Here is a 13,760-nt window from a genome sequence, read left to right on the forward strand (position 1 = left end):
GACACCTTAAGCTTGGATGCTTCGGGAAAGCAGATGGACCAGGAATGCCCTTACCCAAGCGAAATGGCTCGCATGCTAGGCATCCTGGCAGTCCCATATCTCAGATGCCCATATATTCCGATGTATAGTCCCGAAACAGTCCTTTGCCGGAATACATGATGCGAACGCGAAGACCTTCGTCGAGTTTGCTCATCTTGACCCAATACCAGGCATCTAGACTTCTGAGACATCGAAGTAAAGGGTTTCGGCTTTGCTTTCCGGCGAAATAGCTACTTGGGAAATAGGCCTGCGATTCACGCTGTACATTGGCTTTGTCATGAAAAAGTTCATTAACCGTCCCGAAGATGTCGTGGAAGAAATGATGCAAGGCCTGGCCGCGCTTCACCCAAGTGCGGCCCGTTTGTTGGGGCACAAGGTTATGGTCCGAGCAGATGCGGAACGAGCCCGTGACCAACAGGTTGCTGTACTCTCTGGCGGAGGAAGCGGCCATGAACCAGCTCACGAGGGCTACATTGGCGTTGGTATGCTGAGCGCTGCTGTGGTAGGAGAAGTCTTCACCTCGCCGAGCAGTGACTCCGTCTTCGCCGCTATCAAGGCGGTCTCCGGAGAGGGCGGTGCGCTCCTGGTAGTCAAGAACTATACCGGCGACCGGCTGAACTTCGGTTTGGCGGCGGAGATGGTGCGTGCGGAAGGTATTTCCGTCGAAATGATCGTCGTGGATGATGACGTTGCCCTAAAGGGAACAGAGCAGGCTACGGGTGCGCGTGGTCTCGCCGGCACCATTTTCATTCACAAACTGGTGGGGGCTGCCGCGGCTGAAGGCAAGAGCCTGGCCGATTTAGCGGCAATGGGAAGAGCGGCGGTTGAGTCCCTAGCGACCATGGGCGTCTCGCTTTCCGCCGGAACTTCACCTGCAGTCGGAAAACTCAACTTTGAACTCGGCGAGCATGAGATGGAGCTTGGCCTCGGTATTCACGGAGAACGCGGCGTGAAGCGGACGCAACTGCAGACTGCGGACAAGCTGACAGAGACGCTCCTGTCCCAAATCCTCAAGCACGGAAGGTTTGGCGACGAGAAGCGCGTGGCAGTAATGGTGAACAATCTGGGCGCAACCACAGAGATGGAGCTGGCGATTGTAGCCCGCCATGCGATGCGCTTTCTCGAAGGCAACGGAATTACGGTGGAGCGAATGTATGCCGGAACATTTCTTTCATCACTTGATATGGCGGGGATCTCGATCACTGTTCTCGGTGTCAACGATGAGTGGCTGCGCTGGCTAGATGCAGTTACTACGGCTCCCGCATGGCCCAACGAGATGAAACAACGCCCGAGACAACCACAAGCGCAGATCGCAGCGGAGCTCGGCAGGAAGGCGAGTTCGCCGACCGGCAAGGGCGCGCAATCGGAGGCAGGCAGAATAACAAAGCAGGCCATCGAGGCTGCGTGCAAGGCGCTGTTAGGCGCAGAAGGTGAGCTTACTGAAATGGACCGCGTTACAGGTGACGGCGACCTCGGCACCAGCATGGAGCGCGCGGCCAAGGCCGTGCAAGGTGCGGTAGGTTCGTATCCTTTGGACGACGTTCCAGCCACGATTAGAGCAATAGGTCATACCCTACGGCGCGAGTTGGGTGGATCGTCAGGACCGCTCTATGGGGTGCTTTTTCTGCGTTGCGGCAGCGTCCTGGAGAAATCGGGCGCAATGGGATTGACGCAGTGGGCCGGGGCGCTCGATCAGGGCTGTCGCGCCATCAGTGAATTAGGTGGCGCGAAGCCCGGCGATCGGACCATGCTGGATGCGCTCGATCCATTCGTGATGGCTTTGAGAAAAGGGGTCGGCGGAAAGGCGTCGCGCGAGGTAATCCTGGCCGCGGTTGAAGCAGCGGAACGCGGCGTCGAAGCGACGGCCCGAATGAAAGCCCGTCTGGGGCGGTCCAGTTATCTTGGAGATCGCGTGCTCGGCTATCCGGATCCAGGAGCGAAGGCAGTCGCCGTCTGGTTGCGTGCAGCCTCCGAAGCGCTCTTCGCACGCTAAGCCTTAAAATCGAAATCTGAGCGTTCGCTGCGCAGCGAACAGCTCGAAGTTGCCGATAACATGACTTTCGAGGAGTTTGCACTAGAACGTGATTTGCCCTAGTTTCACTACGACGTTCTTAGTGCGCGGGCTGATCGCCGATCGGTGAGGTAAGCGTGAACACCATAACATTAGAGTCAACGGTCCCAATCCAGAAATTTTGGGTGTACTGATGAGCAGGCGGTTGTGCTGGCGCTGGGATAAATTCTTCATTGGGATTGTGGCCCGTGTACTCTGCGGTCAACAAGTAGCGGCCGGCAGGAAGCGCCAGAGCGGCGATCTTTGGTTCGTAGGACCAATAATCCACTAGATCGATAGCCGGTAGCTCGAATGTGCCACCTTCGGGAATCGTCACGATGTAAGGCCCCAGTGTGCCAGCGACAAACATGGGATCTCTTTTCACCAAGTGCCGCATTCGACCGCGCTCATCCGTAATCGAAAACTTGATCTCTCCTGCATACTCTTTGCCACCCACGTTCGTGCCCAAGTCAAGGATGAGCGGTCGACCGGACTGCGCAGCCCCGTCCCGGGCGACTTCGAGTTGGAGAGCGTCCGAGGAGGCATTCTGGGCTACCGCTTGAAGGAACAGAAAGGGGCAGACAGCGAGAATCAAGGCTAGCTGGTTTTCTATGAGTAGACGCATCACTTCCTCACTCTGTAGTTACGAATGGTAAACGGGGTTTGCGACAACTTGAACTGAACTTGCCGCAAAGACGACTTCCCGAGAACGATCTACGGAAATCGGAGAGTGCCTACCGCAAGCCTGAGACAGCACTTGCGGCGACAATGTTGCACCCGGGGGTCTCGATCAAGCCCGGAATCGGGGGGGACAGAGGATGTTCAGCTCTATACGCTTTTCACTCGGGACAGTAACCGAAGCTGTATGAGATGGAGCAATCAACCAAGCAGAGATTTGCAGCGCGATCTCATCGCTGAGAGATTTGCTCGGAGTACCCGCGATTTCGACATCTTGCACGGAACCACTTCGGGCGACAGTAAACTTCGCTATCACACCTTTGATGGTGGCCGCCCTTCCCGCTAGGAAGGAAGGTGAAGAAACCTGAGTAAACTGACAGTCGAGACAGCCGTCAATTAGCGATTCCGAACGACCTAGTTGGAACGTCATCGAGCCCGCGGCAGGCGGCGGTTGCGGAGCATCAGAAGGGATCGCCTTGCCGCACTTGAGTCCTCGATCTATTGTGCACAGAGTATCCCCAACCATCGCCCACTTGTTGGTCATCGCTGAATCTTGCGGCAGTGACCAAACTTTCTCGGACTTCCCGTAGAGGTCTTCGAGCACCCCATATCGCAAGTAACATCCTTGCATTGTGCACCCGTCAAATTCAGTACTGGCACGGACGCCATGTTCCCATACCTGCCCGTCTCGAGAATGCAATACCACGGCGCACTGTAGCCGCCGCTAGGATCATGCTCTCGCCCAAGATACTCAATGCCAAATGCCCAGTATTCTCCTTCGTGGGGTAAAAGAGTACCGGCAAACGTATTCACAATATGCGTTGGAATCCAGCTCTCGCCACCGTCAGTTGTTGAGACAATGATGTTTTCACCTTGCTCTTGATGGGCCGCTACAGCATAGTGTGTCGTGCTCAAGGCGGCTATCGACTCTATCTGCGAAAACTGTCGTATTTTGGGATCAGTCATCATCGGCTGATCTCCTGCCAATGCACTCCCCCGTCTGATGTCAAAGAGGCGTGCCCACCTACTTTAGCGATACCGTCATTTGGACCTGAAAACGAGAAATCATCTATCGTAGAGCCGCCCGAATGAGAGGACCAAGTATGCCCGCCATTCGTCGTCGAAAGTACTATCCCTCCGGTTCCTGCTGCATGCCCGGTGTTTTGGTCTATGAATGCAATCTTCTAAAGAACCTCACCGTCTTGCCTCCGGCGGCGGACCATCTCAGTAATCCCGTTTTCAAGGAATCACGTTATTGCTTCCGAGAAGCCGTCAATCTTCGAAAGCGTTCGTTTGGAAATCGGCCATAGTGTGTGATCTCTCAACGTTCGAACCGCAGCCTTCTTGCATCCTCATCTCACTGAGATGAGAGCTTCAGAGTTCAACCCGGAGCGAACGTAGTAGCTGATTGAGCGGCGTTGCCACAGAGCAATCATTGCACTATGAGCGTTATCTGATCGTTATGAATGAGGGAACCACTGGAAGCGACGACCGTGATGGTGTATGTGCCGGCTGGGGTGTTCCGCCGGGTTTGGGCCGGAGGACTGCCAGATCCCGGACTGCCGCCGCACCCGTTGAGCAACAGGGCGCCAGAGAAGATCCCCAGCAGACAAAGAAGGAGCGTTAACCTGTTCAGACGTCGACGTGTACGTCGCGAAATTGCAGGTAATGCAAATACTGCCAGTGCGGGCAGGTAAGCGGGCCAACCCGGTGTCGCCGGTCTTCGTCGAAATAATGACGTAGAAGTCTGCTGCGTATTGATACTCAGGGATACAGGTGTGGAGCTCGACCCAACGGTGACGCTCGATGGAGTAAAGGTACATGTCGCATACGTCGGTAGATTGGCGCAGCTCATAGTGACGACACCGGTAAATGTACCGACAGTGCCGATGCTGAAGTTGAAGTTCGCCGCCTGGCCCGCGGAGATGGTGGCAGTGGATGCACCTGTGGGTGGGGGCAGGACAAAGTCCGAAGCTACTACAATACCTCCCAAACTGACGCTCTGCGGCATTGCGCCGACGGAGCCTACGGTCAGCACTGCGCTTTCGTCACCGGTACTGGTGGGCTTGAACGAGACAGTCAGGCTGCACGTTGCATTCACCGCAACGGTCGCCCCACAGGCAGAAGTCACCGTGAAGTCGGTAGAGTTCTGCCCGGCGACCGCTAACACGACGTTTGCGAGCGCGATGCTTCCGGAGTTGCGGAGTGCCAGTGTCTGCTGCGTCAAGGTGCCGGTGGATATAGTGCCGAACGAAAGAGACTGACTGGAGAGCGTGAACACGGGAGCCGAACCAGTGCCAGTGAGCGTAACGGTCTGTGGACTGTCGGGAGCATTGTCGGTGATCAGCAGATTCGCGTTGTTGGAGCCGGCCACGGACGGCGTGAACACCACGCTCACTATGCAGCTCGAACCAGCCGCCAGCGTGCTGCTACAGGTTGAAGTTGTCGCGAAGCTAGATGCATTCATTCCGCTAAGCGAAATAACTAATCCCGTCAGAGGCGACGCGCCGGTGTTTTGTATCATGACGGTCTGGGCTGCCGATGCGAGACCCTCCGCCTGCAAAGGAAACGTGATTGCCTTCGTGGAGAGACTAACAGCAGCACCACCGGCGGCCGAAGGAGTCGCCAGACTGCTGCGGACCAGTATGATCTGCGATGTAGATACGGGATTGGTCCAGAAATCAGCAGGGTAAGATTCGTTGTTGCGGAATGCGAACCCATCGGCCCCCCAACGCAACAGTTCGTTCTCACTGGGAGGGCTGTTCAGAGCGAACGAGAGCACTCCCGACAGCTTGAAGGTCGACGGGTCATAGCTAAGGATCTGCGGATCTCCGTATGGCGCCCCTGCACCGATCAGTCCATCGTCCAGGATAAAGGTGCGCTTTGCGACACTGTCAGCCGTAACCGCCGCTTCGTAGAACAGATTTGTGTCGTAGCGGCCAAGAAGCTTCTGCGCTTTCGGGTCCCATACCTCGCCGCTGTTGGTGTAGAGAAGAGTCCCGTCCGTCGCCAACTCCGAGCCTGTAGTTTGGTCACAACAACCTGCGCCTCCAGGCAAACCAGGTATTATTCCAGTCGCAGATACGGAGGTGGCGCTGAAGAAGCCGCTGGTACCGATCGGATAACCGTAAAACGTCGTTGGGTCCGACGTAAAGATGAAGCTGTCCAAAGTATAGTTGGCAGGATAGGTATTAGCGATGTACTGCACCAGACCGGCGTCGTTGAACAGCGCGACACCATTCTCTGACGGCGAGGCTGCCTGCGACAGCGAAGCGACCAGCAGTTGAGGCGAACCCGGAACGACATGCATATCAATGACACCGGCGGAGGAGTTCGGCAGCGTGAAGGTGCGATCGACAGCACCTGCGGTCAAATCGATTCGCTGCAACATCGCTCCGTTCGGATTGTAGTTTGCACTTGCGCCGACGTTGTCCAAGAATGCCACATACAGATAATGGCCATCGTCGGATAGAGCGAGCCGTGTCGGATTTGTAAGGACGGGAATCGGCGTGCCCAATGTGCCGGTAGTCGGGTCGACCGAGATCACTGTGTTGGGGTTCGAGGCTGATGTTGCGGGGATCGCCGCGTACAACAACTTCGACGCCGGTTCATAAACGACGTGAGTCGCATTGAGACTGACCGCATGGAAGGTTGTCAGCGTCCCCACGTTGCTAGCTCCTCCCGGTGCAGGGTTGACGACCTGCACTGGGAATTCGCCCATCGCCCCTAAAGTACTTGGATCGACTGTAACCTCGATCGACGTGCTACCCAAGGCGGTCACGGGCACACTCACACCGTTCACAAATACTGTGGACTGTGGAAAGAAGTTGGTGCCGTTGATGAAAATCGTTGCCGGACCACCGTCGAGCGAGATCGTTGCGGGCGAGGGGCTAGTGACGGAGGGAACAGGGAATGATGCCAATGCCGTGCCTGTGATCGCGATCGTGAGAACTGGTGTTCCGGGGTCGTTGGTGTATAGCGTCAGCGTTCCGGTCGCCGCGCCCGCTACCGTGGGATTGAAAGCGAATTCATAGACGCATGACGAGGTCGGAGGGATGGGACTGCTGCATGTCGTGTCTGTGACGGCGAAGGGTCCAGTGATCGTGGTACGCGAGGTATCCACGACTAGGGGCGCGTTTCCTTTATTTTTAAGCAATGCCACACCGGATTGCGGAGTAGTTCCCAGCACCTGCGGATCGAACGAATAGCTGTTTCCAAAAAGAAGAGAGACAACAGGTGCGGTAGCGGTCGCATATATTGTCTCGAGGTTCGCCGCCATTGGAGCGTTGGAGCCGATGGCAACGGCTGAGCTGAAATTACCTGCCGAGGTTGGACTGAAGGTGTAAGCCAAAGTGCACGAAGCTCCTGCTGCGAGCGACCCTGTGCAGATATTTCCCGAAGCAAAAGCAACTGCATTCGTGGGGACATCCGCGGAGGATGTGGTAATTTGCACGGAGGATATCGTCAGAGGCGCATTGCCGCAATTGACAATATCGAACGATCCAGTGCCGGTTGTGCCTACCTGCGCGGTCACCTGGGTCGCGTTGGAGAAGCAGATGCTCGGACCTGGCTTCGACGCATCGATCAGCGCGGCAAAACCGTAGTTATAGGTGTAGTTCGGCGGCGGTGGCGTTACCGCTCCAAGCAGCGCACCGGGTGTGGTCGGGAAGTCTTGTGACGCGATCCCGACGACGTGAGCCAATCCCGTTGAATCGATCGCCATGCCATTCACCTGCGAGAAGCCGGCGGTGCTGTTTACGTAGCCCGAAAAAAGCAGGTTATGCATCGGGGGATCGAACTCTGCGATAAAACCGGTACCGCTGAATTGATAGTTGATCGCCGACTGCAGCGGATTCACCAGCGGGAGGACGCCTTTCGTAGTGCCTGCAAGCCAGACTTTGCCGTTCGGGTCTTCTCCGATTCCACTGATAGTGACGATAGCGGAGTCAGGTCCAAAAGCACTCGAATAGAGAAGCTGTGTTCCGTCTTCGCTTACTTTCGCAAAGAAGCCAAGAGCTCCGGGGCCAGTTACGCCGTTGATGTTCGTACTAACGTTTTTGCTGTAGGCATCCGGGGTGACCGGGAAGTTGTAACCGGCGTCGCCGGCAATCAGTACGTCGTGGGTAGGGGTCAGGGACATGGATGAGACAGAGCCCGTGCCAACCAGGGTAGAGCTCAGAATTGTGCTGCCATCTGCAGAGATTCTCGTGACGAACGGTCCACCGTCGGACGAACTCGTCTGATAAGCACCGGAGGTCGTAGGCCATGGGGTCGTTCCTGTGTTTATGGAAACGCCAGCCGTTCCTGCCATGTAAATGATGCCCGTACCGTCCACAGCAAGCCCCGTCGGACCGGTACTGCCAGAAGCCTCGCCGATCTCGCCAACGATTGCGCCATAACTCAGCGAACCAGTTGGCGAAAGCTTGAGCAGGAATGCACCCGTATCACCATAGCTGGGAGAAAACGCATGCAGGGCGCCCGGTGTGACGGGCAGGCTGGTAGATTCCGAGAGGCCCGAAACATAGACATTCCCGGTGGTGTCGGTTGTCAAAGACTCGGGATAGACCATATCCGACTGCGAGACAGAAGAACCGCCCCCCAGACGGCTGGAGAAGTTGAACGCCGACCCATCCGGTGTGAGCGACAGCACAAAGCCATTGTCAAAGTTGGCAGCGGCGGAAGAGATTGGGTTCTTCAGAGGAAAATCCGCCGAAGCTTGTGATCCTGCGACAATGGCGTCGCCACTCGCATCGACGGTCAATGCAGTCGATTGATCGGTGCTAGGACCGTTGTAGGGATCCACACTGCCGCCGATGAAGGTGGAATAGATTACCGCGGTCCCTGCGGGGTTCAGCTTGGTCACAAACACTGCAAGCTTGTTCGTCCCGGTGACGCAGCTGTTACACGTCGCCGGATTCGCCATGGCTGGAAAGGCTACTGGAGCTTCGCCAGTGATGTACGTGTCACCGCCGGCGTCAACTGCAACTGCTGTCACAGACACGGACGCATTGCCAAGGAAAGTCGAATAATCCAACACCGGGTCAATCACTAGCGGCTGCGTGCGGTCGTAATCTCCCAGATGAAAGCTTACGGCTCCATCTGCCAACACAAATTGCGCCGGAACTTCGCGACGATCACCGCCAATCATCTGGTAGGCGTGCGGATGACGCAACGTAATTTCGCTCTCGTCCACGGAAATACGCAGATCACCGGAACCGGTCAGGTCGACCTTGCGAGCACCATCGAGTTGCAGGCGAATACTTGAAGGCGTAGCCCCAGGATGCACGATGTAGTCATGCTCCACCTGGGATCCATTGCCATAGTAGGTAAGGTCGATTCCGCGGTAGACCTCCTCATATGTCACTCTGCCGTACCGCTGCACATGTTGGTGCCAAGCGGAGATTTTGTCACCAAGTAGATAATTCGACTCTCCGCCGAGCTTGTCCGCGGCATGAGATGGTGCATCTGCGCGGGCGCCCGATAAGCGAATCGAGAGCTGCTGGCTCCGTCCGTTTGTCTGGGGAAGCGACAGGCGCATCCAATTGGCTGAGAGCTCTGCCTGCATGGCTCCTGTAAGTACCAGATAATCTGTGCCCGGAACTGCCTGTCCGACATTGGCTTCGAACGCCAGCGGGAGCCGCTGCAACCGAATAGAAGCGCTGTCGGGGTCTCGTCGAGGCGCCGAGGTGTCGTTGGTTTGCCCATAAGCGCAAACTGAAGTTAGTAAAAGGCACCAAAACAGGTAGGGGCAACGCAAAAAGTGGCGCATCAATTCTCCAACACGGCAGGTGTAGCTCGATTTCTACGGAACTAAATCACTTTATCGCGAGCACCTCTTTTTGCATAAGGAAAAACCACTCGACAGTCTGGCCGTTGATCAGCATCTCCGCTTGGTTGTGCTTGAAGGGATGGAGTAGGCAGAACCGGAGTGAGAAATACGTCGTACTTCTGGAAGTACACGGCATAACCGTTCAGTCGCTCCGCAGCTTGCACTGCGTCGATGTAGTCCGCCGCTGGAGTGTCAGACAGTGAGAGCATGAACCTGGCCATGTATGAAATTTCACCCTCGCTGCGGCGCGCCGTCTTATTCACGAATCCGGGCTTCATCTCGAGGACATGCAGACGACTGAACACATCGAGCGCGAAGTCGCGCTCGATGTGCAGGAATGCGCACGGACTCGACTGTGTGCCCGAGTTCCTTGAGCACTTCAGCAGCAGCGTCCACCGTGGCCGCGACCTCGCCGTCGATCGGACCACAGCCGGGCCCCACCAGCCAGCCCACACGAAGCGGACGCTTGTTGGAACTCCCAATTCCGTTATCGAACGAGATGGCGTTGCTGGAGTAGTCGTCCTGTCCGTCCGGCCCAGCGAGTTGGGAAAAAGCCAACGATAGATCGCGGATACTGTGCGCCATCGGGCCTACATGCCAGAAACGGCGCGGCTCACGCGGCCAGATACCGGTCATGGGGACACGCCCGTGGGTGGCCTTGAGCGAGAGAATGCCGGTGTGCGCTGCAGGCCCCCGCACGGAGATAGCAAGGTTAGTACCCGGCCAAGCGGAGACATGCCTGCCGCAATCGCCGCCGACTCGCCACCTGGAGCCACCCGGCGTCAGAGCCAAGTTCCAGGAATGAACCGGGACGACATGAAACCAGTACCGAATCTACTCTGACGCGCCTTCCACTGCGATACCAGAGTTGAGCATAAATACCAAATCGCAGGTCGAGCTTTTCTTACCGCAGTACACAACCGCATCGCGCAGCACACGCGCAGACGATCCGGCTGGCTCCGCGCCGGGCAAACGCAGCGACTTTGCCTCGTCCAGCAGGGGCTTCAGTTTTGCATCACCGGAGACGAGCATAGCTGCCGCGATACCATCGGCGTTCAACTGGAGACGTACCGTGCCGCCACCCTCTGCACCCGCGCCATTCTTGACGTGGTAGCTGCGAAAGTCCTGCATCGACGTTGCAAAATGCTCGCCGCTGGCCGCCTTGACCCCGGCCTTCTCAAGGCGCGCAATGGCCGCAGCCACTTCGGCAAGGTCCTGCTTCGCATCGGCCGCATTCTCCGCCTGCTTTGCAAGCCGATACATCCATAGCGCATCTGCATTGCGGTCCAGACCCTCGAAGGCCTGCGCCAGGTGATTGCCGACGATTACGTTTTGCTGTGAGAACCATGCTGCGCGCAGGTACGGCTCGGCCTCCTTCGGCTTGCTCTCCAGCAGCAGAATGTAGCCCAGCGTGTCCCACGAGGCCGTGAGGTTCGCCGACTCGGCAAAGGCCTTCGTATTCGCCTCTTCCAAAACGTGCGAGGCGGTCGCCTTTTCCAGCAGATCGACCGAACGGCGCGACTGCGTCTCCGCGAACGGCAGATCGATCTTCGTCTCCGACAGCACGTAGACGTTATTGTTGATGACATCGGGATCATCGCTACCGTCCATCGCCTTCTTCGCGGCCATGGCGGCTTCTTCGTTGCGATGCAGTTCGTACAGCGTGCTTGCCACCTGCGAGGCCACCGCGCGGTCTTCAGGCTGGCGCGCCTGCAGATCGCGCAGAACTCCGAGCGCATGCGTGTAGTCGCCCTGTTTGCCAAACACATAGACTCGCATCTGCTGAACCCGTTCGCTGCTACCGCCGCACCTGTTCAGTAATCCATCAGCATCGCTGTAACGCTGCTTGTTGCTGTACTCCTGGGCCAGTCCGAGAACCATCCAGGGGTCGTCATCGGGATGTGCCTTCATCTCCGCTTCCACATCGCGGGCGCCGGAGTCAAGATCCCCGTCAGTCGCCTTCACGACGCCCAGCATACCCAGGACGTAAGGCGCATCCGGCGAACTCTTGCGTAAAGCTTCGAGGCGGCTGCGGGCTCCACCCAGATCTCTTCGCTGCAGCATAGCGGTGATCTCTATCAGCTGCTGTCGCGTGTCAGAAGGGTTCGAGGGCTCGGCCGCGGGCGTCGTATCTTTGGCCGGCGTGGTGGATGTGCTCTTCGCGCCCTCCTTGATGATCGTGAGGTGATCGGGCGGGATGAGCCGCAGGTAAGGCTCCCCATCGTTCACCAGAGTTGCTTTCTGAAAGGCAAGGTAATCCTTCCATCGGTCACGCGGCAGCTTATGCACCTTTACGACCAGCTTGCGATCCGCGATGACCTTCCCGTCGACAAGGCGATATGTTTTGTCGTAGGTAGCGAACTCCCGGGAGACATGAACTGCGTCGGGTAGCTCTGCACGATAGCCCGCGGGAAGGGCCATGGTGCTGTGAGCCTCGACGGTACGCGGTGCGCCAAGGTCGATATCGTGTTCGGGCGCCTTCTCTTCGCTCACATGAGTTCAATGACGGGAAAGAGAGGCAGCGATTGCTTGTTCTCCCACCCAGCGTACTTTTCGCGGCTGTAATCGTAGGTGATCTTCACCGGCGCAGCTGCGTCAGTCTGGCGCATGTCCGTGCCGCTCACCTTGCCCCCAAACCCCATTGCCCCCGAGAGGTACTGCATCGCGTCGTCCCATTGTGCGGGTGATAGCCGCTGCATCATGGAGCGCAGCTCCAGCTCATTGTCAGATCTCGCGGTCAATACCATGTGGCTCTTCAGCAGACCGTCACTGTCCAGCGCGCCCACGGCGACAAAGTCTTCGTGATAGGCATAGGGTGGGTTCGCCGGAGTCTTCTCAATCGCGGCCGGAGCGTTATCCGGGATGACGAGCGCCTGCTGGTCGCGGATGACGGGCATGAGCACGCGGAAGGGTGCAACCTCAGCGGTGGAATCGAGCCAGACTCGCTCCGGCTTGCCGGCTGCGTCAGACAGTTCGACCGTCGTGATGGCGTGGTTGAAGACCGCGGGGGATGGCACATCTGTTACCGGCGCAATCCCCGCCCCGATCAGCACGGGTGCCGTGGTCATCCCTTTCGCGCGCAGCAGGCTCTCCAACAGAGTGTCCTTGTCCTTGCAATCGCCGTAGCCGTGGTCCAGCACCTCGTCGGGTGTGTGCGGCTGGAAGCGGCCAACACCGAACGAGAGCGAGATGTAGCGGACCTGCGTCGCAACGAAGCGATAGAGCGCCTCCGCCTGTTCCTGAGGCGTCTTCGCATTTTTGGTCAGCTCATCGGCTTTGGCTCGCACGCTGGCGGTAGGCTGGAGGCGCTGCTCCGCCAGACTGCGGTACCAGTCGCCAACCTCGGCCCAGCTATGGAAGGTGGTCCATGCCACGCTGGGCAGCTTGCGTCCGTCGGCGTCCTCGTCCGGATCCTTCACCTCGGCCGCGGTCATCTTGCCGTTCTCGTCGCGTGCGCTGGCCTTGGTCTGCGAGGAGGTCCACGTCCACACCTGCATTCCGTCGCGCGTCACCGGCGTCGTCTTGTGGTTCGGGCTCCAAACCTGCACGTAGGTCTTTTCCGGCACGGCAAGCGTTAGACTCTGTTCGAGAACCACGCCACCCTGCACCAGGAAATGCTCCGCCCCCCAGAATTGTCCCGGCGCTTGCGCCTTGGTAAGGACTGTGTGGAACTGATATTCGAGCCGGTCGCCCGACGCAAGGCTACGCACGGGGAGGTGTTTCTCTTTCAGGTCCGAGTACATCGGCGCTTCGCGGGTTACTTCTGCGGGCATCTCCATGGCGTCGTCGACTGGCGTGTTTACCGTGCCGCCGTCCGGCTTATGCACGCGTACGAATTCCATCGTCGCGGTTGAATTTGCTGAAGCGTAAGGCAGATTCAACACGCTGAACTGCCGCGCCACGCCGTCTGACTGAATGCGCACGATCACATGCTGCACTATGTCTCCGGTGCCGTCGGCCTTCATTGTTGTAGTGGTGTCGTACCGCTCAAAGACAAACGGCTCGTCGCGGTACGGATCCACGGAGGAAGCCGGAGTTTGAGTATGGGACGGCAGCGGCAGAGTCGCAATTACGGCAGCGGACAACACAATCAGACGGAGTTTCATGGATGTAACTGCGTGTATAGCAGATTTCGGGAACCGGGTACATACCCCACATTGCCCC

General features: G+C 57.7%; 8 protein-coding genes. 1 reads left to right on the plus strand and 7 read right to left on the minus strand.

Going from position 1 to position 13,760, the window contains the following annotated elements; translation table 11 throughout:
- Positions 1 to 100: 100 nt before the first annotated feature.
- Entirely contained in the window at positions 101 to 490 is a 390-nt protein-coding gene (locus RBB81_RS04160) for a hypothetical protein (RefSeq protein ID WP_353073980.1), read from the minus strand.
- Between RBB81_RS04160 and dhaL the strand changes: the two genes are divergently transcribed.
- On the plus strand, positions 371 to 2,032 hold the full coding sequence (gene dhaL / locus RBB81_RS04165; RefSeq protein WP_353073893.1) for a dihydroxyacetone kinase subunit DhaL: 1,662 nt from the start codon (positions 371 to 373) through the stop codon (positions 2,030 to 2,032). The two genes, RBB81_RS04160 and dhaL, sit on opposite strands and share 120 nt — an antisense overlap.
- Positions 2,033 to 2,150: 118 nt before the next feature.
- On the opposite strand, the gene RBB81_RS04170 is transcribed toward dhaL, so the two are convergent.
- The 6 genes from RBB81_RS04170 to RBB81_RS04195 all read right to left on the minus strand — a co-directional run bounded on the left by RBB81_RS04170 (position 2,151) and on the right by RBB81_RS04195 (position 13,702).
- A complete protein-coding gene (locus tag RBB81_RS04170) occupies positions 2,151 to 2,714 on the minus strand; it encodes a hypothetical protein (RefSeq protein WP_353072812.1) in 564 nt (187 codons plus the stop codon).
- A gap of 593 nt (positions 2,715 to 3,307) precedes the next feature.
- On the minus strand, positions 3,308 to 3,736 hold the full coding sequence (locus tag RBB81_RS04175; protein WP_353072813.1) for a hypothetical protein: 429 nt from the start codon (positions 3,734 to 3,736) through the stop codon (positions 3,308 to 3,310).
- Positions 3,737 to 4,199: 463 nt separating this feature from the next.
- On the minus strand, positions 4,200 to 9,536 hold the full coding sequence (locus RBB81_RS04180; protein WP_353072814.1) for a choice-of-anchor D domain-containing protein: 5,337 nt from the start codon (positions 9,534 to 9,536) through the stop codon (positions 4,200 to 4,202).
- A 315-nt stretch (positions 9,537 to 9,851) separates the two neighbouring features.
- Entirely contained in the window at positions 9,852 to 10,388 is a 537-nt protein-coding gene (locus tag RBB81_RS04185; protein WP_353072815.1) for an amidase family protein, read from the minus strand.
- A gap of 42 nt (positions 10,389 to 10,430) precedes the next feature.
- Positions 10,431 to 12,089: a tetratricopeptide repeat protein gene (locus RBB81_RS04190; protein WP_353072816.1), complete on the minus strand. Its 1,659-nt coding sequence runs from the start codon at positions 12,087 to 12,089 to the stop codon at positions 10,431 to 10,433.
- Positions 12,086 to 13,702 carry a DUF3857 domain-containing transglutaminase family protein gene (locus RBB81_RS04195; protein WP_353072817.1) on the minus strand — a complete coding sequence of 539 codons (1,617 nt, stop codon included), beginning with the start codon at positions 13,700 to 13,702 and terminating at the stop codon, positions 12,086 to 12,088. Before RBB81_RS04195 ends, RBB81_RS04190 begins: the two co-directional genes overlap by 4 nt.
- Positions 13,703 to 13,760 lie beyond the last annotated feature (58 nt).

Source organism: Tunturibacter gelidoferens, from assembly GCF_040358255.1.
GTDB lineage: Bacteria > Acidobacteriota > Terriglobia > Terriglobales > Acidobacteriaceae > Edaphobacter > Edaphobacter gelidiferens.

What these genes read in the sequence shown, in the direction of transcription:
- RBB81_RS04160 (WP_353073980.1), bottom strand. Translation starts at nt 490, where the DNA reads ATGGCCGCTTCCTCCGCCAGAGAGTACAGCAACCTGTTGGTCACGGGC.
- RBB81_RS04170 (WP_353072812.1), bottom strand. Translation starts at nt 2,714, where the DNA reads ATGCGTCTACTCATAGAAAACCAGCTAGCCTTGATTCTCGCTGTCTGC.
- RBB81_RS04180 (WP_353072814.1), bottom strand. Translation starts at nt 9,536, where the DNA reads ATGCGCCACTTTTTGCGTTGCCCCTACCTGTTTTGGTGCCTTTTACTA.
- RBB81_RS04195 (WP_353072817.1), bottom strand. Translation starts at nt 13,702, where the DNA reads ATGAAACTCCGTCTGATTGTGTTGTCCGCTGCCGTAATTGCGACTCTG.
- RBB81_RS04175 (WP_353072813.1), bottom strand. Translation starts at nt 3,736, where the DNA reads ATGATGACTGATCCCAAAATACGACAGTTTTCGCAGATAGAGTCGATA.